The organism is Nocardioides koreensis, from assembly GCF_039531775.1.
Taxonomy (GTDB): domain Bacteria; phylum Actinomycetota; class Actinomycetes; order Propionibacteriales; family Nocardioidaceae; genus Nocardioides; species Nocardioides koreensis.
In genome coordinates, this window is record NZ_BAAAQR010000005.1 from 113,821 (window position 1) to 135,935 (window position 22,115).

19 protein-coding genes and 1 pseudogene are annotated in these 22,115 nt (G+C 69.0%); 12 read left to right on the plus strand and 8 right to left on the minus strand.

The annotated features are described in order from the left end of the window. Nucleotides 1-65 precede the first annotated feature (65 nt). Together ABD268_RS10245 and ABD268_RS10250 are read left to right on the plus strand one after the other, a co-directional pair. Nucleotides 66-2,420, plus strand: a complete 2,355-nt coding sequence (locus ABD268_RS10245; protein WP_344151018.1) for a heavy metal translocating P-type ATPase — start codon at nt 66-68, stop codon at nt 2,418-2,420. Then, nucleotides 2,417-3,034: a DUF305 domain-containing protein gene (locus ABD268_RS10250; protein WP_344151021.1), complete on the plus strand. Its 618-nt coding sequence runs from the start codon at nt 2,417-2,419 to the stop codon at nt 3,032-3,034. Before ABD268_RS10245 ends, ABD268_RS10250 begins: the two co-directional genes overlap by 4 nt. Before the next feature lie 18 nt (nt 3,035-3,052). Here the strand turns inward: ABD268_RS10250 and ABD268_RS10255 are convergent, their stop codons facing one another. From ABD268_RS10255 to ABD268_RS10270, 4 genes are all read right to left on the minus strand, one after another. Then, nucleotides 3,053-3,265, minus strand: a complete 213-nt coding sequence (locus tag ABD268_RS10255) for a hypothetical protein (RefSeq protein ID WP_344151024.1) — start codon at nt 3,263-3,265, stop codon at nt 3,053-3,055. 120 nt (nt 3,266-3,385) lie between these two features. Further along, nucleotides 3,386-3,802 carry a hypothetical protein gene (locus ABD268_RS10260; RefSeq protein ID WP_344151027.1) on the minus strand — a complete coding sequence of 139 codons (417 nt, stop codon included), beginning with the start codon at nt 3,800-3,802 and terminating at the stop codon, nt 3,386-3,388. Between the two features lie 163 nt (nt 3,803-3,965). Next, on the minus strand, nt 3,966-4,487 hold the full coding sequence (locus ABD268_RS10265; protein WP_344151030.1) for an AAA family ATPase: 522 nt from the start codon (nt 4,485-4,487) through the stop codon (nt 3,966-3,968). Nucleotides 4,488-4,547: 60 nt separating this feature from the next. Further along, a complete protein-coding gene (locus ABD268_RS10270) occupies nt 4,548-5,165 on the minus strand; it encodes a TetR/AcrR family transcriptional regulator (protein WP_344151033.1) in 618 nt (205 codons plus the stop codon). Here ABD268_RS10270 and ABD268_RS10275 point away from each other — a divergent pair, their 5' ends adjacent. Continuing rightward, nucleotides 5,166-6,182, plus strand: a complete 1,017-nt coding sequence (locus ABD268_RS10275; RefSeq protein WP_344151036.1) for an ATP-binding cassette domain-containing protein — start codon at nt 5,166-5,168, stop codon at nt 6,180-6,182. After that, complete coding sequence (locus ABD268_RS10280) at nt 6,179-6,970, plus strand: ABC transporter permease (RefSeq protein ID WP_344151039.1); 792 nt, start codon at nt 6,179-6,181, stop codon at nt 6,968-6,970. Before ABD268_RS10275 ends, ABD268_RS10280 begins: the two co-directional genes overlap by 4 nt. Before the next feature lie 224 nt (nt 6,971-7,194). Here the strand turns inward: ABD268_RS10280 and ABD268_RS10285 are convergent, their stop codons facing one another. Further along, nucleotides 7,195-7,950: a DUF4118 domain-containing protein gene (locus ABD268_RS10285; protein WP_344151042.1), complete on the minus strand. Its 756-nt coding sequence runs from the start codon at nt 7,948-7,950 to the stop codon at nt 7,195-7,197. Nucleotides 7,951-8,334: 384 nt separating this feature from the next. Here ABD268_RS10285 and ABD268_RS10290 point away from each other — a divergent pair, with 384 nt between their 5' ends. The 8 genes and pseudogenes from ABD268_RS10290 (at nt 8,335) to ABD268_RS22890 (ending at nt 18,285) form a co-directional block, all read left to right on the plus strand. Next, nucleotides 8,335-8,424: a potassium-transporting ATPase subunit F gene (locus ABD268_RS10290; protein ID WP_344151045.1), complete on the plus strand. Its 90-nt coding sequence runs from the start codon at nt 8,335-8,337 to the stop codon at nt 8,422-8,424. Beyond that, nucleotides 8,424-10,088, plus strand: coding sequence for a potassium-transporting ATPase subunit KdpA (gene kdpA, locus ABD268_RS10295; protein ID WP_344151048.1), 1,665 nt, complete (start codon nt 8,424-8,426; stop codon nt 10,086-10,088). The genes ABD268_RS10290 and kdpA overlap by 1 nt, the downstream gene beginning before the upstream one ends. Continuing rightward, entirely contained in the window at nt 10,085-12,196 is a 2,112-nt protein-coding gene (gene kdpB, locus ABD268_RS10300) for a potassium-transporting ATPase subunit KdpB (RefSeq protein WP_344151051.1), read from the plus strand. The genes kdpA and kdpB overlap by 4 nt, the downstream gene beginning before the upstream one ends. After that, the gene (locus ABD268_RS10305) at nt 12,196-13,053 is read left to right on the plus strand and encodes a potassium-transporting ATPase subunit C (RefSeq protein WP_344151054.1); all 858 of its coding nucleotides are present in this window, start codon (nt 12,196-12,198) and stop codon (nt 13,051-13,053) included. Before kdpB ends, ABD268_RS10305 begins: the two co-directional genes overlap by 1 nt. A gap of 43 nt (nt 13,054-13,096) precedes the next feature. Then, nucleotides 13,097-15,673: a sensor histidine kinase gene (locus ABD268_RS10310; RefSeq protein WP_344151057.1), complete on the plus strand. Its 2,577-nt coding sequence runs from the start codon at nt 13,097-13,099 to the stop codon at nt 15,671-15,673. After that, nucleotides 15,673-16,350: a response regulator gene (locus ABD268_RS10315; protein WP_344151060.1), complete on the plus strand. Its 678-nt coding sequence runs from the start codon at nt 15,673-15,675 to the stop codon at nt 16,348-16,350. Before ABD268_RS10310 ends, ABD268_RS10315 begins: the two co-directional genes overlap by 1 nt. A gap of 550 nt (nt 16,351-16,900) precedes the next feature. Beyond that, nucleotides 16,901-17,394 (plus strand): annotated as a pseudogene (locus ABD268_RS22885) (chromate transporter); the annotation flags it as partial. Between the two features lie 324 nt (nt 17,395-17,718). Continuing rightward, nucleotides 17,719-18,285 carry a chromate transporter gene (locus ABD268_RS22890; protein ID WP_486348105.1) on the plus strand — a complete coding sequence of 189 codons (567 nt, stop codon included), beginning with the start codon at nt 17,719-17,721 and terminating at the stop codon, nt 18,283-18,285. Nucleotides 18,286-18,712: 427 nt separating this feature from the next. Here ABD268_RS22890 and ABD268_RS10325 read toward each other — a convergent pair whose 3' ends face one another. From ABD268_RS10325 to ABD268_RS10335, 3 genes are all read right to left on the minus strand, one after another. Then, on the minus strand, nt 18,713-19,105 hold the full coding sequence (locus tag ABD268_RS10325; RefSeq protein WP_344151066.1) for an AMP-binding enzyme: 393 nt from the start codon (nt 19,103-19,105) through the stop codon (nt 18,713-18,715). Nucleotides 19,106-19,183: 78 nt separating this feature from the next. Continuing rightward, entirely contained in the window at nt 19,184-20,797 is a 1,614-nt protein-coding gene (locus ABD268_RS10330; RefSeq protein WP_344151069.1) for a phytoene desaturase family protein, read from the minus strand. 2 nt (nt 20,798-20,799) lie between these two features. Next, nucleotides 20,800-21,999 (minus strand): aminomethyl transferase family protein, encoded by a 1,200-nt coding sequence (locus tag ABD268_RS10335; RefSeq protein ID WP_344151072.1) that lies wholly within the window; start codon nt 21,997-21,999, stop codon nt 20,800-20,802. Nucleotides 22,000-22,115: the final 116 nt, after the last annotated feature.

Genomic DNA, 22,115 nt, shown 5'->3' on the forward strand with positions numbered 1-22,115 from the left:
GAACGGTTCCTTCCGAGCGCGCCGAGGAGTCTGGTGGCACACCCGAGGCGACACGAGGAGGCACCGTGGGCCGGCACCAGGACCCGGCGGGCACCGACGCCGTCGCTGCGGTGCTCGAGGTGTCCGGGGTGCAGTGGGCCTCCAGCAAGAACGTCGCGGAGGCGGTCCTGTCACGACGCCCGGGTGTGCTGTCGGTCGAGGCCAACCCGGTGGCGCAGACGGCCACGGTCACCTACGACCCGGCCCGGACCGACCTGACCCAGCTGCGCGACTGGGTACGTGAGTGCGGCTTCCACTGTGCCGGGCAGTCGGTCCCGCACCATGTCTGCGACCCGATGCTCGAGCCGAACCGATCGCCGGAGCCGTCACCGCACGAGGCGATGGAGCATGGCGGCGACGGCTCCATGTCGATGGCGGCCATGGTCGCCGACATGCGGCGCCGGTTCCTCGTCGCCGCGATCCTGTCGGTGCCGGTGCTGCTGTGGTCCCCGATCGGGCGTGACGTGCTCGGCTTCGGCACCCCGGCGCCGTTCGGGCTGCGTGACGACGTGTTCAGCCTGCTGCTCTCGCTCCCGGTGATCTTGTACTCCGCCTGGATCTTCTTCGAGGGCGCGTGGCGAGCACTGCGCTCGGGCACCCTCGACATGATGGTGCTGGTCGCCGTCGCGGTCGGGGCGGGGTGGCTCTACTCCGTCGGGGTCACGCTGACCGGGGGCGGCGAGGTGTTCTACGAGGCGGCGACCGTGCTGACGGCGTTCGTGCTGCTCGGCCACTGGTTCGAGATGCGGGCCCGCGGCGGCGCGAACGATGCCATCCGCACCCTGCTCGACCTGGCTCCGGCTCGGGCGTTGGTGGTCCGCGACGGGGAACCCGTGGAGGTGCCGACCGCCGAGGTCGCGGCCGGCGACCTGCTGCTGGTCCGCCCCGGGACCAAGATCGCCACCGACGGCGTGGTCGAGGAGGGTGGCTCCGAGGTCGACGAGTCGATGGTCACCGGCGAGAGCCTGCCGGTGCACAAGGCGCCGGGCGACCCGGTCATCGGTGCCACGGTGAACGCCAGCGGCACACTCCGGGTCCGTGCCACCAAGGTCGGCGCCGACACCGCGCTGGCGCAGATCGTCGCGCTCGTCCAGCAGGCCCAGAACAGCAAGGCCCCCGGGCAGCGCCTCGCCGACCGCGCCGCCTTCTGGCTGGTGCTCGTCGCCCTCGCCGCCGGCGCGGGCACCTTCCTCACGTGGCTCGCCGTCGGCCGGTCGGCCACCGAGGCCCTGCTCTTCGCCATCACGGTCGTGGTCATCACCTGCCCCGACGCGCTCGGCCTGGCCACCCCGACCGCGATCATGGTGGGCTCCGGCCTCGGCGCTCACCGGGGCGTGCTGTTCAAGAACGCCGCCGCCATCGAGACCTCCGCACGCGTCGACGCCGTCGTGATGGACAAGACCGGCACCCTGACCAAGGGCGAGCCCGAGGTCACCGACCTCGTCGTCGACGGGCTCGTCCGGCGACGAGTGCTGGAGCTGGCTGCGGCCGTGGAACGCGAGTCCGAGCACCCGCTCGCGCTGGCCGTGCGCCGGTACGCCGACGCGCAGGGCGCGCGCCGCCTACGGGCCAGCGGGTTCCGCAACGTTGCCGGGCGCGGCGCCATCGCCGAGGTCGACGGCCACCGGGTCGCGGTGGGGAACCGCCGACTCATGGAGAGCGAGGCTGTCGACCTCGAAGCTCTCGGCGCCCGCCGGGACGAGCTGGCGGCCGGTGGTCGTACCGCCGTGCTGGTCGCCGTCGACTCCCGGACGGTGGCCGTCATCGGCATCGCCGATGCGGTCCGGGAGACCTCCGCCGCGGCGGTCTCGGCCCTGCACGAGGCCGGGGTCGAGGTGGTCATGCTGACCGGCGACAACGCCGCCACCGCGCGGCGGATCGCCGATGAGCTCGGCATCGACACCGTCATCGCCGAGGTCCTCCCCCAGGACAAGGCCGGCAGGGTCGTCGAGCTCCAGCAGGCCGGACGCCGGGTCGCCATGGTCGGCGACGGGGTCAACGACGCGCCCGCGCTCGCGGCGGCCGACCTCGGCATCGCGATCGGCACCGGCACCGACGTGGCCATCGAGACGGCCGACGTCGTCCTGATGCGCTCCGACCCGCTCGACGTGCCCACCGCCCTCACCATCGGGCGGGGCACGCTGCGCAAGATGCGGCAGAACCTCGGCTGGGCGGTCGGCTACAACGCCCTCGCGCTGCCGATCGCGGCCGGCGTCTTCGAGCCCGCATTCGGACTGGTGCTGCGCCCCGAGATCGCCGCCCTCTCCATGTCCGGCTCCAGCTTCCTGGTCGCCGTCAACGCCCTGCTCCTCAAACGGCTCCCGCTGCCCGAACAGGCGCACCGACCCCTCCAACCAGCAACCGAGAAGGAACCCGCATGAAGAAGCTGACCGCACTCGTGGCCCTGCTCCTGGCCACCGCCCTCTCCCTCACCGCCTGCGGGGACGGGGGAACCTCGGACACGAGCAGCGACAAGAGCACGGCCACCGCCCGGTTCGACGACACCGATGTCGAGTTCGCGCAGGGGATGATCCCCCACCACCAGCAGGCGGTGGAGATGTCGCAGCTGGCCGAGTCGCACGCCGCCGGCGCCGAGGTGAGGAAGCTGGCGTCGGACATCGAGTCAGCCCAGGGTCCCGAGATCGACACCATGACCCAGTGGCTGCAGGACTGGGGCAAGGACGTCCCGTCCGACTCCGACGGCGACATGGGCGGCATGGGCGGCATGGACATGGGCGACGGCAGCCACATGGACGTCGACGACATGCCCGGGATGATGAGCGCGGACGACATGCACGAGCTCGACCGGGCACACGGCGCCGGCTGGGACCGGATGTTCCTCGTCATGATGATCCGGCACCACGAGGGCGCCATCGAGATGGCCAGGACCGAGCAGGCCGAGGGCCAGAACACCGACGCGCTCGCGCTGGCTGAGGAGATCGAGAAGGCCCAGACCACCGAGATCGCCCAGATGAAGGACATGCTCGCGTCCTGAGCCCTCACCTCGGGCTGCTCAGCTGCGCCTCTTCGGGGTGCGGGCGCTCCGACCGGCCTCCTGCCGATCCCGATCCACTCGACCGGCCGGCTTCATCGTCCACCAGGCAAGAGCCGCCAGCGCGATCAGGACCACGCCCGCGACGATCCAGGCACGGAAGTCGGCGATGCCCGCACCCACTCCGGACAGGCCTCCGATGCCGTCGACGACCACCACTGACACCTCGTTCACACTCTGCATGGTGGCCCCGTTCCCGGCTGCGGCCCGTCCACGCCGCCGTGGACGCCTGCCGCCCGGATCTTCGTCGAACCTTCATGGAACCGAGTGGTGGCGCAGGAGGTCGTTGGGCGGTCAGGTTGCCGCCGTGAGGGGGGTTGCGCAGGGGGCGGCCCACGGTACGGCGGCCTCCGCCGCAGTGCCCTCGACGCTGCTCGGCGGCGCGACCCACCGGCGTTGGCGGGCGAGCGCCACGATGGGGATCAGGGTCAGCGCGGAGATGCCGGCACCCACCACCACCGGTCCCACCGGTCCAAGGCTGGGCTGGAGGGCCAGCGCACCGACCCACGAGGACACCGCGGTACCGAAGTTGAACGCCGCCACCGCGAGCGAGGAGCCGAGGGTGGGCGCGTGGTCGGCGTACCGGACCGCCAGGGCGATGAGCACGGGGTTCGCACCCAGCCCGAACAGGCCGAGCAGGACGACCAGGATGGTCGTGGGGACCGCGGCGCCGGAGACCAGGCTGATCGCGACCAGGATGACCGAGGTCACCGCTCCGGCCGCGATCGTGATCGCATGTGGGCGGGTGTCGCCGAGCCGCCCGCCCAGCAACGACCCGGCGAGCGACTCGTTCGGCCCCGGTTTGCGGGTGCCTACCGTGGAGTCGTGCCGCGACCCGCGCGCACCTGGCGATGAGCGGTTGAGTGATGACGACTCAAGCGGGACCTGCATCGTTGCTGTCGATCGCCTTCGCGTGACGGAGGATCTCGTCAACGACGTCATCGAGCGGTGCGGTGGCGTCGATCCGGATGCCGTTCTTCGGGGTGTCTTCCTTGGTTCGGTGCAGCCGCATGATGAGGTCGCGCTCCGATTGCCGTGCGCCGAACTCGTCTTCTGGTCGCTGATCGAGTCGCCGGTTCAAGGTGTCCAGGTCGATCTCCAGGACGAAGACCCCGTCGAACAGGTCCTGGAACTTCGAGAAGTTCCGCGAGCCGCCGCAGAAGAAGGTGCAGCGCTCACCCTTGTCGGCGACCAGCGCTCGGACCCTGTCCACGTCCCAGATGTGATGCCAGTGCGACGGCACGTGACCTGTCGGCTCGCCGGTTTCCGGGTCCCCCTGATAGGCCAACTCGGTGTCACCGTTGATGGCGTCGAAGCCACGGCGGCGCAGCTCCTTGCAGACCGACGTCTTGCCGGTGCACGAGACGCCCTCGATCAGGTAGTTCCGCAAACCCACCGGTGGACGGTATCCAACCATCTCGCGCGGGACCGTGACCAGGGCCCGCCGAACCAGCTTTCAGTCCTGGGCGAGAAGGGCGCGTAGTGCCGCAAGTGCGCCGGCCACCTCGAGGTCGGGGTCGAGCAGAGCATGAAGGAGCAGGCCGTCGCCGAGCGCCGTCACCAAGGTGGCGATGCCCTCGGCCGAGACCGATGCGGAGATCACACCGCGCTCTTGGTCGGCACGGACCACGTCGATCACGGCCAGGCGGTACTGGCTGATCATCGCGCCCATCCGTTCACGCAGGTTGTCGTCTCGTTCGGCCTCCCGCATCGCCTCGAACATGAGACGGGTGGGGATCGGGTCGGGCACGAGCTCGGGATCGAGCTGGCTGCCGATCATGCCGATCAAGTCGTCGACACTGGTCATGGCCGCGAACTCCTCGAGCGGCACGGCTTGGGAGAACGCGTTCATGCACGCCTCGATCAGGAGCTCCTGCTTGCCGCGGAAGTGGTAGCTGACGGCCCCGTGGGGCAGGCCGGCGCGTTCGGCCACGGCACGGGTCGTCACCCTCCCCCAGCCCACCTCCGCGATGAGCTCTGCGGCGGCGGCCGTCAGCTTCTCGCGGGTCGGCCGCGAGCCGGGGCCGCGGCCCGAGACATCACGCATCGCTGTTTGTCCAATCGCCTTGTCCATATGGCCAAATCCTACTACTCTGCGGGTATGAGCTCTACAGACCGTGATCTTGCCGTGCATGCCCGCGGACTTGTGAAGACCTTCGGCGATCTCCGTGCCGTCGACGGCGTCGACCTCGACATACCGGCCGGCAGCATCTACGGGGTGCTCGGCCCCAACGGCGCCGGGAAGACGACCACCATCCGCATGCTCACCACGCTTCTGCGCCCCGACGCCGGCACCGCCAGCGTCTTCGGCCACGACGTCGTCCGCGAGGCCGCCGACGTCCGCCGCCGCATCTCCCTGACCGGTCAGTTTGCCTCCGTTGACGAGGACCTGACGTCCAGGGAGAACCTGATGCTGCTCGGCCGGCTGCACGGTCACAGTGCTGGTTCGGCTCGTCGACGCGCCGACGAGCTCCTCGACGGGTTCGACCTCGCGAACGCCGGCGGCCGTCTCGCCGGGCAGCTGTCGGGCGGGATGCGTCGCAGGCTCGACATCGCCGCCAGCATCATCGTTCGGCCTGATCTGCTGTTCCTGGACGAACCCACCACCGGTCTGGACCCGCGCAGCCGCGGTCACGTGTGGGAGGTGGTGCGGCGCATCGTCGCCGACGGCACCACCGTGCTGCTCACCACCCAGTACCTCGACGAGGCCGACCAGCTCGCCGATCGCATCGCCGTGATCGACCACGGCCGGATGATCGCGTCGGGAACCCGAGCCGAGCTCAAAGCCTCGGTCGGCGCCGGCGGCGTACGGGTCCGGCTGTTCGACCCCAACCAGCGCCTCGAAGCGCAAGCGGTCCTGAACACGGTCCTCGACACGCCGGCTCACCTCGACAGCGACCCGGCCGTCCTGAAGGCGCAGGTCGCCGCGGACGGCCTCGGGGAGTCCACGGACACGGCCGTCAGAGCCCTCACGCAACTCACGAGTGCCGGGATCGTCGTGAGCGACTTCTCCTACGGACAACCCAGCCTCGACGAGGTCTTCCTGGCTCTGACCGGCAACACCGTCGAACTCACGGAGGCCACGGCATGACCGAGCTCACCGCACCGCACCCCACGCGTCCCGCAGGTCCCCTGTCGGCATCGCTCACCTTCGCCTGGCGCTCGCTCCTGAAGATTAAGCACGTCCCCGAGCAGCTCGGTGACGTCATCGGGATCCCCGTCCTCTTCACCCTGCTGTTCACCTACCTGTTCGGTGGCGCCCTCTCCGGATCCACCCACGACTACCTGCAGTACCTGTTGCCGGGCACCCTCGCACTCGCGGTCGTGTTCGTGACCGTCTACAGCGGCGTCACCCTCAACCGAGACCTCACCACCGGCGCATTCGATCGATTCCGGTCGCTCCCGATCTGGCGGCCCGCACCGATCGTCGGAGCACTCATCGGCGACCTCGGACGGTACCTGCTCGCCGCCGGCCTCGTCATCGGCCTCGGCTTCGCGATGGGATACCGCGCCCCAGGCGGCCCGCTCGGCGTGCTCGCCGCCGTCGCCCTGGTGATCCTGTTCGCCTCGGCGCTGTCCTGGGCATGGACCGCCCTCGGCCTGGTCCTGCGCACCCCGACCGCGGTCATGAACCTCGGCTTCGTGATCCTCTTCCCCGTCACCTTCCTCAGCAACGTCTTCGTCGACCCCGAGACCATGCCCGGCTGGCTTCGCCACATCGCCGACGCCAACCCGATCAGCCACCTGGTCACCGCCGCACGCGGACTGATGGACGGCACCGCCACCGGCCCCCAGGTCCTGAGCGTGATCGCCATCTCGGGCGCGATCATGCTCGTGTTCACCCCCCTCACCACCCTGCTCTACCAGCGCCGCCAATAGCCGCCGCGTGGGTCTGCGTCCCGATCGTCGTAGCGGTCATCTGGTCGATGGGCGCTGTGCTACGCGCCGAGCAACACTTGCCCGAAGATGATGAGTCCGAATCCGAGCAGATGCTGACGAGGGGGTCGAGGGGAAACCTGCCTTCTCCCCCGGTGGTGACGATCGCTACTGCTCGAGCATTCCCCTCAGGCCGATGGCCATGAGCAGGACGGCGAGACCCGTGGTCATCGGGCCGCAGCCACTTGGTCTGCGAGGAGGACGGCGACGCGCCGCTGTTCCCGGGTCGGGTAGGCCAGGTGCGAGGTCGCGGTGAGCAGGAAGTGGCCGACGGTCTGCGGCCCTCGCTGCACGGGAACTGCGATGTACTCGTCTGCGGGCAGTCCCGAGCGCTCGACGTCGACAGCATGGCCGTTGCGGGTCAGCACACCGTCGTGGTCGAGGACCGCGACGCGCGCGTCGCGCACCGGTCCTTCGGTGTATCGGCAACTGTCGGCGATGAGCACCTCGGAGATCTGTCGTGCCACAACGTCGACCACTGTGGCTGGCGGCAGCTTTCCTTCGGCGACAGCACGGGCGGCGGCGAGGACGCCGTCCAGATAGCCGGAGCGTCGGGCTGCTTGCTGCTGTTGCCGGTAGCCCCACAGGGCGAGCTCGCTGACCGCAAGGCTGATCACCACGAGGAGGACGGTCGCTTCGATGTCGTCGGCGTCGGCGATGGTGAAGCGCAGGTAGGGCTCGGTCAGGAAGAAGTCGAACCAGGCCCCGGCGGAGATCGCGGCGAGGACGCCGGCCAGCCGGTCTCCGGTGGCTGCGGCCGCGACCACCCACACGACCAGGACCAGGACCGATGTTGCGGCAGGGACGCTGTCGCGCGCTGTCGACAGAATCGCTGCCGTCAGGAATGGAGCGAGGAGTGCGGCGAGTCGGACCGAGGGGCGCCACCAGGTCGCCTGGGGCCATTCGGCGAGATTCCTGGCCATGGAGCTCACTCCTTCGCAGACGCCGGGCTCCTCCAGTCTCAGCGGGGTCTTCTCTCGAGGGGAGAGGCCTTGACGGAATCCCTACGTCCGGTTCGCGCGGCCGGCTCAGCTGCCATGCCGTGGCCGCAGCCGGCACACGGCGGGGGGGGCGCGTAGTCAAGACGTCAACGGCGCGTCCCGGCGCGTAGGGATTTCGTCAGGAACCCCCGTCTCGGCTGGCGGGGCATCGTCCTTGGGTCTTGAGTGAATTGCTGGTCGCTCGAGCAGACAGGGCGACGGTGCATCCCAGTCGGAAGGACCCGCCATGGCCGGCGTCGGCCTCATCGTTCTCACAATCCTCTTGTTCAGCCTGCTGGCCCTCGTGGTGAAGGGGGTCGAGCGGCTGTGACTGCAGTGAACTTGATCGGGCTGATCCTGGCGGTGTCCTTGGGGATCTTCGTCCTCGTCGCTCTCCTCTTCCCGGAGCGGTTCTGATGAGCGACGGATGGGCAGCCGCCCTGTTCATCGCCAGCCTGGTCGTGGCGTGGGCGGTCGCCTACCGCTTCTTCGGCGACTACCTGTTCCGTGTCGTGACGTCGGATCGTCACAACCGGGCTGAGCGGACGATCTACCGTCTCGTCGGCGTCAACTCAGGCTCGGAGCAGAACGCCGGTGCCTACACCCGCAGCGTGCTGGCGTTCTCGGTGCTCTCCATCTTGTTCCTGTACGGGTTGCAGCGTCTTCAGGGCCTTCTGTGGCTGGACGCCGGGTTGCCGGGGGTGGAATCGCACATCGCCTGGAACACCGCCGTCAGCTTCGTCACGAACACCAACTGGCAGGCCTATTCGGGTGAGGCCACGATGACGCACCTGACCCAGATGGCCGGCCTGGCCGTCCAGAACTTCCTGTCCGCGGCTGTGGGCATTGCGGTCGCGGTCGCGCTGATCCGGGGGCTGGCCCGCAGCCACACCGACCAGCTCGGGAACTTCTGGGTCGACCTGACGCGCCTGGTGGTACGCGTCCTGCTCCCCATCGCCGTCACCGGCACCGTCATCTTCGTGGCGGCGGGGATGGTCCAGAACCTGTCCTCCGGCACCGATGTCACCACGCTGACCGGCGGTTCCCAGGTCGTACCCTCGGGTCCGGTGGCGAGCCAGGAGGTCATCAAGGAGCTCGGCACCAACGGCGGTGGCTTCTACAACGTCAACTCCTCCCACCCGTTCGAGAATCCCACTGCCTGGACGAACTGGCTGGAGATCTTCCTGCTCGGGCTGATCCCGTTCTCACTCCCACGCGTCTTTGGCCGCATGGTCGGCGACAAGAGGCAGGGCCTGGCGATCGTCGCGGCCATGGGTCTCATTGCGGTCGTCTCGGTCGTTCTGCTCAACGTCACCGAACTGGCCCACCCGGGCACCGTGCCAAGTGCGGTCGGGGCGTCGATGGAGGGCCGTGAGGTGCGGTTCGGCACCGGGAACTCGGCCACGTTCGCGGCGATGACCACGCTCACCTCTACCGGGTCGGTGGACTCCTTCCACGACTCGTACTCCGGCCTGGGTGGTGGGATCCTGCTGTTCAACATGATGCTCGGCGAGGTCGCGCCGGGAGGCGTGGGCTCCGGGCTGTACGGGATGCTCGTGCTGGCGGTCATCACCGTGTTCGTGGCCGGACTCATGGTCGGCAGGACCCCGGAGTACCTGGGCAAGAAGATCGGCGCCAGGGAGATCAAGCTCGCCTCGCTGTACTTCCTGGTCACACCGTTCCTGGTGCTGGTCGGCACCGCACTGGCCATGGCCAGCCCCGACCAGCGAGCGGCGATGCTCAACACCGGCACCCACGGCTTCTCCGAAGTGCTCTACGCGTTCACCTCGGCCAGCAACAACAACGGCTCGGCCTTCGCCGGCCTGGCGGTGAGCACCTGGTGGTACGACCTGGCACTCGGCCTGTGCATGTTGCTCGGCCGGTTCCTGCCGATCGTGCTGGTGCTCGCCCTGGCCGGCAGCCTGGCGCGGCAGACCCCGTCGCCCGGGTCGGCCGGGACGATGCCGACCCACACTCCCCTGTTCGTCTCCATGCTGATCGGAGTGACGGTGGTGCTGGTGGCGCTCACGTTCTTGCCGGCCCTCGCCCTGGGCCCGCTCGCGGAGGGACTCGCCCGATGACCGCCCCCGCACCCACCGGTGGGCTGCTCGACCCCCGACAGTTGGCCCGGTCGCTGCCCGACGCGATGGCCAAGCTGGACCCGCAGATCATGTGGCGCAACCCGGTGATGCTCATCGTCGAGGTCGGCGCTGCCTTCACCACCGTGCTCGCCGTCTCCGATCCGACCTGGTTCGCGTGGCTGATCACGGGTTGGCTGTGGGCCACCGTGGTCTTCGCAAACCTCGCGGAAGCCGTCGCCGAAGGCCGTGGCAAGGCGCAGGCCGACACCCTGCGCAAGACCCGTCAGGGCACCATCGCTCGCCGGGTGACCGGCTGGGAGCCAGGCAAGCTCATTGCCGTGGCCGACAGGGAGAGCGTCCCGGCTCCCACGTTGGCCAAGGGCGACATCGTGGTGTGCGAAGCCGGCGACGTCATCCCCGGCGACGGGGACGTCGTGGAGGGCATCGCCAGCGTCGATGAGTCCGCGATCACCGGCGAGTCCGCCCCGGTGATCCGCGAGTCCGGTGGCGACCGGTGCGCGGTCACCGGCGGCACCAAGGTGCTCTCGGACCGCATCGTCGTCCAGATCACCCAGACCCCCGGAGAGAGCTTCATCGACCGGATGATCTCCCTGGTCGAGGGCGCCAACCGGCAGAAGACCCCCAACGAGATCGCGCTCAACATCCTGCTCGCCGCGCTCACCGTGATCTTCCTGATGGCCGTGGCCACCCTGCAACCGCTGGCCATCTACGCCAAGAGCATCAACGCCGCCGCCCCGGACACCGCGGCCCTGGACAGCAACGGCGTCACCGGCGTCGTACTGACCGCGCTGCTGGTGTGCCTGATCCCCACCACCATCGGCGCGCTGTTGTCGGCGATCGGCATCGCCGGCATGGACCGGCTCGTGCAACGCAACGTGCTCGCTATGAGCGGACGCGCGGTCGAGGCGGCCGGTGACGTGAACACCCTGCTGCTGGACAAGACCGGCACCATCACCCTCGGCAACCGGCAAGCCTCGCAGTTCGCGCCAGTGCCCGGCGTCGACCCTGCCCAGCTGGCTGACGCAGCACAGCTGTCCAGCCTGGCCGACGAGACCCCCGAAGGCCGCTCGATCGTCGTCCACGCCAAGACGGCCCACGGCCTGCGCGAGCGGCAGCCCGGCGAGCTCACCCACGCCACCTGGGTGCCGTTCACCGCCCAGACCCGGATGTCCGGGGTCGACCTGGACGGCCGGCAGATCCGCAAGGGCGCCGCAGCCGCGGTCATGCACTGGGTTCGGGAGAACGGCGGTCACCCCACCGAGGGCGTCGGGGCCACGGTCGACGCGATCAGCGCCGCCGGAGGCACCCCGTTGGTGGTCGCCGAGAAGACCGGCGACCAACCGGCCAGTGCCCTCGGCGTCATCCACCTCAAGGACGTGGTCAAGGAGGGCATGCGCGAACGCTTCGAGGAGATGCGCCGCATGGGCATCCGCACCGTGATGATCACCGGCGACAACCCGCTCACCGCGAAGGCCATCGCCGAGGAGGCCGGCGTCGACGACTTCCTCGCCGAAGCCACCCCAGAGGACAAGATGAGGCTGATCAAGAGAGAGCAGGGCGGGGGCCGGCTGGTCGCGATGACCGGCGACGGCACCAACGACGCCCCTGCCCTGGCACAGGCCGATGTCGGGGTCGCGATGAACACCGGGACCTCGGCCGCAAAGGAGGCCGGCAACATGGTCGACCTCGACTCCGATCCCACCAAGCTGATCGAGATCGTCGAGATCGGCAAGCAGTTGCTCATCACCCGCGGCGCGCTGACCACCTTCTCCATCTCCAACGACATCGCGAAGTACTTCGCGATCATCCCCGCGATGTTCGCCAGCGTGTACCCGGGCCTGGACCGGCTCAACATCATGGGTCTGGCCAGCCCGCAGTCGGCGATCCTGTCCGCGGTCATCTTCAACGCCCTCGTGATCATCGCCCTGATCCCGCTCGCCCTCCGCGGTGTCTCCTACCGGCCCGGCGGTGCCGCCGCGTTGTTGCGGCGCAACCTGCTCGTGTACGGCGCGGGCGGCGTCGTCGCACCGTTCGTCGGGATCAAACTCATCGACCTGCTGGTCCAGCTCCTCCCCGGGATGGCCTGATGCGCACCTCCAACCTGTTCGTGGCCCGCCATCTCGCGGCGGCCCGTGCCCTGCTCGTCTTCACCGTGCTCCTGGGGGTCGCCTATCCACTCGCCCTGGTCGGAGTCGCTCAGCTGCCCGGGCTGAATGCGAAGGCAGAAGGTTCACTAGTCCTTGACGGCGACCAGGTGGTCGGGAGTCGTCTGATCGGGCAGTCGTTCACCGACGCCGACGGCGACCCGCTGCCGGCGTACTTCCAGTCCCGCCCCTCGGCCGCGGGGATGGGGTACGACCCCACGTCGACCTCGGCCAGCAACCTGGGGCCCGAGGATGTCGTCGACACGCCCGACCGACCCAGCCTGCTCACCCAGGTGTGCGCACGCAGCCGAACTGTCGGCGAGCTTGAGGGTGTCGACGGCACCCGTCCCTATTGCACGCACGACGGGGTGGGTGCGGTCCTCGGCGTGTACTACGCGCATGGGCTGACCGGTGACGTCGTCCGGGCAGTCAGCTTGAACCAGACCACAGGCACGCCGTTCCTCAGGCAATACCGGGGCGTGCCTGTGGAGCTCGCCGAGCTCGGCGCGGACTACTCGGACGCGGTGGTGGTCGCGATCCGCGGCGACGCGCCAGATGACCCGACGGTTCCGGCTGACGCGGTCACCGCGAGTGCCTCGGGTCTGGACCCCGACATCTCACCGGCCTACGCCCGGCTCCAGGCGCCTCGTGTCGCCCGGGAACGCGGCATCGACGTTGCGGAGGTGCAATCGTTGATCGAGGAGAACACGCACGGTCGGGCGCTCGGCCTGCTCGGGCAAGCGGGAGTGAACGTGCTGGAGCTGAACCTGGCGCTCGACGAGCGCTATCCCCAGCCGTGAACGGATACGGCGGAGCAGTGAGGATCGAAGGGAGGGAGCGGCGATGACGGCTCGCGGAAAGCTGCGCGTCTACCTCGGCGCCGCGCCCGGGGTCGGCAAGACCTACCGGATGCTCGAGGAGGGCCAGCGTCGCAAGTCCCGGGGCACCGACGTCGTCATCGGGTACGTCGAACCGCACGACCGTCCCCTGACCTCCGCGATGGCCGACGGCCTCGAGGCCATCCCGCGCCGTCAGATGACCCACCGTGGCGCCGCGTTCACCGAGATGGACCTCGACGCGGTGATCGCCCGGCGACCCAAGGTCGCTCTCGTCGACGAGATGGCGCACACCAACGTGCCGGGCAGCCTTCACGAGAAGCGCTGGCAGGACATCGACGCGATTCTCGACGCGGGCATCGACGTCATCACCACGGTCAACATCCAGCACCTGGAGTCGCTCAACGACGTCGTCGAGCAGATCACCGGCGTCACCCAGCAAGAGACCATCCCCGACGCCGTCGTTCGGACCGCCGAGCAGATCGAGCTCGTCGACATGACCGCCGAGGCACTGCGCCGCCGGATGGCCCACGGCAACATCTACAAGCCCGACAAGGTCGACGCAGCCCTGGGTAACTACTTCCGGGTCGGCAACCTCACCGCCCTGCGCGAGCTTGCGCTGCTCTGGCTGGCCGACAAGGTCGACGAGCAGCTCGACCGTTACCGCCGCGACCACGACATCGAAGGCACCTGGGAAGCCCGCGAACGGGTCGTGGTCGCCCTGACCGGCGGCCCGGAAGGCGACACCCTCATCCGCCGCGCCGCCCGCATCGCCGAACGTGCCCGCGGTGCCGACCTGCTCGCCGTGCACGTGGTCCACAACGAAGGGCTCAACGGATCCGACCCCGCCCACTTGGCGCGGCAGCGCACCCTGATCGAGGACATCGGCGGCACCTACCACCAGGTTGTCGGCGACCACATCCCACAAGCACTGCTGTCCTTCGCCCGCGGCGTGAACGCGACCCAGCTCGTGCTCGGCGCCAGCAGACGCGGGCGGTTCGCCCAGCTGTTCTCCCGCGGCATCGGCGTCACCACCGTCGCCGAGTCGGAAACCATCGACGTCCACCTGGTCACGCACGAGGAGAGCCGACGCCCGCGGCTGCGCCGGAGCAGGCACAGGAAACGTGACGAGTCGCTCTGGCGGCTGCTGCTCGGGCTCGGACTGACCGCGGTTCTGATGCCGACGCTTGCCCTCGTGCTGAGGCCGTTCCGTGACGACCTGTCACTGTCCAGTCTGATCTTGATCTTCCTGGCCGCCGTGGTCGCGATCTCCCTCGTCGGTCGGTTGTGGGCCGCACTCGCCGCAGCGGTGGTGGGCTCGCTGCTACTCAACTTCTTCTTCACCCCGCCCGTGGGCACCTGGACCATCGCCGAGACCGAGAACGTCTTCGCCCTGATTGTCTTCCTGCTCGTCGCGGTCACCGTCAGCGCAACGGTCAACCTCGCGGTGCGCCGCACCCAGCAGGCCGCACGAGCACGCCGTGAGGCCAACGCGCTGGCGGTGGTTGCCGGCAGCGTCCTCCGCGGATCCCGACCGCTGGCTGCGCTCCTCGGCCAGCTGCGCGAGTCCTTCGCACTCGACTCGGTCACGCTGCTCGAACGGAACCCGGAGGGCCCCGAATCACCGATCGGACGGCTTGACAGCAGCCGATGGAGCATCGCCGAGAGCGTCGGCACACCGGCCTGCCTGGTACCCCGTGATGGTGACGTCGAGGTGGCCGTTGACGACACTCTCACCCTGGTCCTCAAGGGCCGGACCCTCGACGCCACCGACCAGCGGGTCGTGGAAGCCTTCGCCGTCCAGGCCGCCCTTGCCCTGCGACAGCAACGCCTCGCCGAACAGGCTGCCGCAGCGGTCCCGATCGCAGAGGCCGACAAGCTCCGCACCGCTCTGCTGCGAGCCGTCAGCCATGACCTCCGTGCGCCGCTCGCGTCCGCCAAGGCCGCAGTTCAAGGTCTGCGCACGCCGAACGTGGTGTTCGACGAGACCGATCGTCAGGAGCTCCTGGCCACGGCCGACGAATCGCTCGACCTGCTCACCCGACTGGTGGAGAACCTGCTCGACATGAGCCGTCTGCAAGCCGGCGCCCTGGGCGTACACCCTCAGCCCACGAGCGTCGCCGAAGTCATCCCGCTGGCCGTCGACGAACTGGGCAGCGCCGCCGATGCGGTTCAGATCCAGGTGGCCGACGACCTCCCGGAGGTCATGGCCGACCCAGCCCTGCTTCAGCGCATCCTGGCGAATCTCCTGTCCAATGCCCTGAAGTTCTCGCCACCCGACGCGCCGCCCACCGTGGCCGCCAGTGCGCTCGCCGACCGGTTGCACATCCGGGTCATCGATCACGGACCGGGACTCCCGTCCAACGAACGCGATCGGACCTTTCTGCCGTTCCAGCGCTCGGGAGATCGGCACGGGCCTCCCGGCATCGGGCTGGGTCTCGCGCTCTCACGCGGTCTCGCCGAGGCCATGGGGGGCTCCCTCGAAGCTGACGACACCCCCGGCGGAGGTCTGACCATGGATCTCGCGCTCGTCACCGCCCCGCACCACGAGCCCGCCCCCGAGCCGGAGGAGGCGACCACCTGATGCGCGTCCTGGTCGTCGACGACGAGCCCCAGATCCTCCGGGCGCTGCGGATCAACCTCCAGGCCCGACAATTCGACGTCGTCACCGCTGCCGACGGCTCCACCGCCCTGGACGCCGCCAAGAACCAGAAGCCCGACCTTCTGATCCTCGACCTCGGACTCCCCGACACCGACGGCGTCGACGTCATCCACTCGCTGCGATCATGGACCGACGTGCCGATCATCGTGCTCTCCGGCAGAGCCGGCAGCAGCGACAAGATCATCGCCCTCAACGCCGGCGCCGACGACTACGTCACCAAACCCTTCAACATCGAAGAACTCCTCGCCCGCATGAGGGCCGTCAGCCGTCGACTGCGCCCGGAGCTCATCAACGACGAACCGGTCGCGGTCGGCGAGTACACGGTCGACCTCGCCGAAAGGGCCGTTCGGAGGGTCGACGGCGCGCTCCTGCACCTCACCAAGACCGAGTGGGACCTACTCGCCATCCTGGTGCGCAACCCGGGCAAGCTCGTCAGCCAGCGACAGCTGCTCCAGGACGTTTGGGGGCCGACGTACCTCAACGAGACCCACTACCTGCGTCAGTACATGGCCCAACTCCGCAAGAAGCTCGAACCGGACCCCACCCGCCCCCGGCATCTGCTCACCGAGCCAGGCATGGGGTATCGGTTCATGCCCTGATCCACATCGAGCGCAGGAGGTCGACGGGTCGAGCAGGTCCACGAGGTCGTCGGACCTCGGGTGTTCAGCAATGGCCTGCTATTCCGCGTCGTCGGCGGCTCCGAGCTGGGCTGCGAGTCGGTCGGCAAGGGCCGGCAGGCTCGGGGCACCGGGCTCCCCATCATTGACGTCGTCGAGGTCCCGGTAGAACTCGACCACCGACAGATCCTCCACCTGGTCACGCTTGTTTCTTCATGTACATGTCCATGCGCTCTGGCAACTGGGCAGCCACCAGGATCCAGGCGTCCGCTCGCCACCGATCATCCGTTCCGGGATCCCCAGCTCGCGGCGCCGGTCGAGGTACGCACCGCCTCCGGCAGTCGAACCGTAGGTGACCTGGCGCGACGGCGAAGTGCGCACGTCCGGTTCAAGCGCGACGGTCCTGCGCTCGATCAAGTCTCAAATGCGTTCAGGCCCGGGATCCGTAGATCCCGGGCCTGAGGTTCTGGGACAAACAGCCGAGATTCGGGCATCGCGAACGGCGTTGCGTATGCGGTGGCGGGCTGCTCACATGCCGACCGCGGACCCTGGGCGAGGATTGACGGGTGGCTCTGATGTGCTGCCGCTGCGCGAGGCCACGAGGACCTGGTTTGCGATCTCGCTACAAACCTTCGGCGGACCCGCCGGACAGATCGCGGTCATGCAACGCACGCTGGTGGACGAGAAGCGGTGGATCGGCCAAGGGCGTTCCTGCACGCCCTGAACTACTGCATGCTGCTGCCCGAGCCCGAGGCGCAGCAGCTGGCCATCTACATCGGTTGGCTGCTCAACGGCATCCGCGGGGGTCTCATCGCCGGGACGCTGTTCGTGCTCCCGGGCGTGGTCGCGCTGCTGGCGCTGTCGGCGGTCTACGTCGGGTACGGCGACACCGCCACCGTGGACGCGCTGTTTCTCGGTCTGGCCCCAGCGGTCATTGCCATCGTCGTCCAGGCCGTCGTCCGTGTCAGTAGCCGTGCGCTGACCGCGCCGGTCCTGGTAGTGCTGGCGATCGCGGCATTCATCGCCCTGGCGTTCTTCGCCGTCCCGTTCCCCCTCGTCATCCTGGTGGCTGGCCTGATCGGCTGGCTGCTGGCCCGGATCAGGCCGTCCCTCGCGACGCCGAAGTCGACACCGGTCGCCGACGGTCCGGCACCACTCATCGCCGACGACCAGCTTCATCAGGAGCGCGGCTCCACGCTTCGGTGGGTCAGCATCCTGGCCATCGGGCTCGCGCTCTGGTTCACGCCGGTGCTGGTCGCAGCGGCGCTCTTCGGCCGCGACAGTGTGTTCGTCGAGCAGGGAAAGTTCTTCTCCGGCGCCGCCCTGGTCACCTTCGGCGGGGCCTACGCCGTGCTCGCCTACGTCGCCCAGCAGGCCGTGAACGTCTACCACTGGCTGCTGCCGGGCGAGATGGTCAAAGGTCTCGCGCTCGCTGAAACCACCCCCGGACCGCTCATCATGGTGGTGCAGTTCGTCGCCTTCGTCGGCGCCTACCGCGACCCCGGGCCGCTGAACCCGTGGGCGGCGGCCGTTCTCGCGTCGCTGCTGGTCACGTGGGTCACCTTCGTGCCCTGCTTCCTGCTCATCCTGCTCGGCGCCCCGTACGTCGAACGCCTGCGCCACAACCGGAGCCTGACGGCAGCGCTGACCGGGATCACCGCGGCCGTGGTCGGCGTCATCGCCAGCCTGGCAGCGTTCTTCGCAGTCCATACCTTCTTCGGCGACACCAGGCAGATCACCACCGGACCCTTCGACTTCCAGGCGCCGGTCTGGTCCAGCATCCAGTGGGACGCCGTCGCGGTCATGATCCTCGGCTGCTACCTCATCTTCCGTCGTCACTGGTCAGTTCTGCGAACCCTCGGTGCATGCGCCGCAGCCGGAATAGCTCTCTCCTTGCTCACTTCCCTGGCCGCTTAGACCGTCGTCGAACGTTCACATCTGGCCTTTTCTCGACCCGTCCGGCACGCCTGGCGCGTCGAGGTCGTCTCGGGCGCTCGTCGGCTGGCGAGTTGTTCGAGAACGCCCCGCAGCCCGGCGAGTGGCTGGCTTCAGGTCGCCTGCGTCGCAGCCTCACAGGGGAAGTGCTGCTCAGGACCGCTGGGCCGTCGACACGTCTCGCGTCTCGGTCCTCGGCGCGGTCGTCCCTGGCGACCGCTCGGTGATCGCCGGGGAGAGCGGCCTCGCCGTGCAACTCGAGCCGGCGACTACTGGACGGCCGAGCGCGCGGGCAGCGGCCGCTGTGACCCTGCGTCGGCCCCGCGGCGCCTCGGAATGACCGCGGGGCCGACGTCGCCCCCGATAGGTGTCGTGAGGACCCTGAGCGGGGCTTCACCAGTCTCGCGGTTCAGTTCCCGGCCTGATACCCCCGAGCGGGTGAGTAAGAGGGAGGTGCCGCCATCGGCTCGTGCATCCTCGGCGCACAGCGAGGCTCTGAGGTCGGAGACCTCCACCCTTCCGGGTGGTTTTGCAGGGTCGCGGCGCTGACGCCCACCGGGCCCGCTCCGACGATGACGACGGGCACCTCGCCGGAGTGAAGGTCCGGACGGCTCACCGCCTGGGCATCAGTGACGGCGGGGTGGGCCAGCAAGGCGTCCTCGATGACCGCGGGGTCGATGTTGTGGCCACCTCGGACGATGAGGTCCTTCGCTCGGCCGGTGAGATGGACGAAGCCGTCGTCGTCGGGCGGCAGGTCGGCCCACCCGACGACAGCGTCGAAGATCCCTGTTCCGGAGGACACGCAGGGGGCTCGGCGCCGCTGGCGTCGTGATCGAGCTTCCCGGGCCGGATCCGTGGGCCAGAGACTCCCTACCAACGGTCAGCCGGTGGCTTCCTTGCCGGCGGTGCGGAGGTCGCGCAGGACCTGTTGGCTGGCGAGCTTGCCCGGTGCCCCCATCACGCAGCCGCCGGGGTGAGTCCCGGAGCCGCACTGGTAGTACCCGTCGATGGGGGTGCGGTACTGGCTCCACCCCGGCGCCGGCCGGAAGAAGTACATCTGCGGAGCGAAGAACTCACCGGCGAAGATGTTGCCCTCGGTCAGGCCGACGGTGCGTTCGATGTCGAGCGGGGTCCTCACCTCGCGCTGCAGCACCAGGTCGCCGAAGCCGGGGAAGAAGGACTCGAAGGTGGCCTGCACCGTGTCCGCGAAGCGCTCCCGCTCGGTGTCCCAGTCGCTGCCCTTGAGGTGGTAGGGCGCGTACTGGACGAAGCACGACATCACGTGCTTGCCCGGAGGGGCCATGTCGGGGTCGACGAAGGACTGGATCGCGCAGTCGATGTAGGGGCGCTGGCTGTACCAGCCGTACTTCGCGTCGTCGAAGGCGCGCTCGAGGTACTCCATCGACGGTCCGATGTTGACGAACCCGAGGTACTGGTCGGTGCGGTCCCCCAGCGCCGGGTAGCGGGGGGCACCGTCGAGCGCGAAGTTGACCTTCGCGGAGGTGCCCTGGAACTTCATCCGGTCGATGTTCTCCACCAGGTCGCCAGGGAGCTCGCGCGGCTCCACCAGCTCGGTGAAGGTCCGCCGCGGGTCCAGCGCACTGACGACGGTCCTCGCGGTGAGCTCGGTGCCGTCCTCGAGGGCGACCCCCACGGCTCGTCCGTCCTTGGTGATCACGCAGGAGACCGGTGCGTTCAGCATGATCTCCGCGCCGAACGACTGCGCTGCCCGCGCGAGCACCTGGGTGAAGCCGCCGTTGCCACCCTTGTGGAACGACCAGGCCCCGAAGTGCCCGTCGTGCTCGCCCATGGTGTGGTAGAGCAGCACCAGGCCCGAGCCCTGCGACATCGGCCCGACCTTGGTGCCGATGATCCCCGAGGAGGCGATGTAGCCCTTGAGGATGTCGCTCTCGAAGTAGTCGTCGAGGAAGTCCGCGGCGCTGCCGGTGAGCATCCGGACCAGGTCGTGGATCACCTTCTGGTCCACCCCGCGCAGGTGCTTGACCAGCTCGGCGGTCTCGGCGAGGTCCTCCGGTGACTTGCCGAAGATGTTCGGCGGGACCTTGTCGAGGAGTGGCTTGACGACCTGGCAGACCCGCTCGACGTCGAACTCGTAGCGGTCCATCGCGTCGGCGTCGTGCGGCGAGTGCCGCATGATCTCCTTGATGTTCTCGTCGCGGTCCTGGCCGAGCAGGAGGTAGTCCCCGTTCTCCATCGGCGCGAAGGACGAGGGCATCAGGATCGGCATGAAGCCGTGCCTGACCAGGTCCAGCTCGTGCACGATGTCCGGCCGCAGCAGGCTCAGGGCGTAGGAGAACGAGGTGAAGTGGAAGCCCGGCCGCAGCTCCTCGGTGATCGCGGCGCCGCCGACGAGGTGGCGGCGCTCCAGGATGAGGACCTTGAGTCCGGCCCTGGCGAGGTAGGCGCCGTTGACGAGGCCGTTGTGGCCGCCCCCGACGATGATCGCGTCGTAGCTGGTGCTCTTCGTTGCCATGGTCAGGCCGTCTTTCGGGCTGGGTTGAAGAACGGGAGGCGAGTGACCGCGGCCGCGATGGTCTGGTACTCGTGGTTGATGGTCAGCTCGTAGCCGACCCGGGTGCCGAACGCAGCGTGGTCGGGCCGGACCCGGGCGATCGCGATGTGGCGCTGCAGCATCGGTGAGTACATCTGGCTCGTGCTGTAGCCGATGCGCGCGCCGTCGTCGTCGTACAGCATGAACTCGTCCTCGACGGGGGTCTCGTCCTTCGGCGGGACCAGGCCCGCCGCCTCGTGGACCCGGTCGTAGTCGGCCCAGTCGAGGAGCAGGCCCACCGTCGCCCACCGCGACGTCCTGCCCGCGAGCTCGCGACGAATGGCGCCGCGGCCGATGAAGGGCCGGGTCTCGTCGTCGATGCCGCGCAGCATCCAGCCGAACCCGAGCTCCTTCGGTGTGACCCGCTCGTGGTCGGTGTGGGCGAAGCGGCTCGACGAGAACTCGACGCCGATCAGGGCGAGGCCGGCCTCGATCCGGGCCATCAGCAACGCCTGCTCGCCGAACGGTCGCAGCCCGTGCCCCTCCCCCGCCTCGATGACGGCATCGAGCACGGGGAGCGCGTCGTCGCGGGCGACCCGGATCTCGAAGCCCAGGTCGCCGGTGTAGCCGGTCCGCGACACGGTCACCGGCGTGGCGCCGATCTTGGCCTCGGTGTGCTCGAAGTAGCCGAGCTCCTCGACCCCCGGCGCGACCTTCCCGAGGATCTCCCGCGAGCGTGGTCCCTGCACGGCCAGCATCCCGAACTCGTCGGTCACGTCCTCGATGGACACGTCGAGGCGTCCGACCAGGTCACTGAAGTACCCGAGGTTCGGCTCGGCGGCGGTGAGCAGGAACTCGTCCTCGGAGTGCCGGAACACCACCCCGTCCTCCAGCACGAACCCGCGGTCGTCGCACCAGACGGTGTACTGCGCCTTGCCGGGCCGGCAGTGCCGGATGTCGCGGGTCATCACTCCGGCGAGCAGCCGCTCCGCGTCGCGTCCGGTGATCCGGTACTTGTACAGCGGCGAGGTGTCGAAGAACCCCGCGCTGTTCCGCACGGCGAAGTACTCGTGCTTCGCCGAGGAGTAGTAGCGCGTGGCCGACAGGTAGCCGGACCAGTGGCCCCACAGCCGGGTCTCGTTGAGCTGGTCGAGCCGTTCGTGGAACGGAGTCGTCGCGATCATGGGTCGACCTCCCCGTGCCCGCGTGTCGGGCACACTCCGACGTTACTGAACGTTCAGTCAGCCGTCGAGAGGGCCCGTGCTCCGCCTCGGCGACGCCCCCCGTCAGGAGGTGGAGC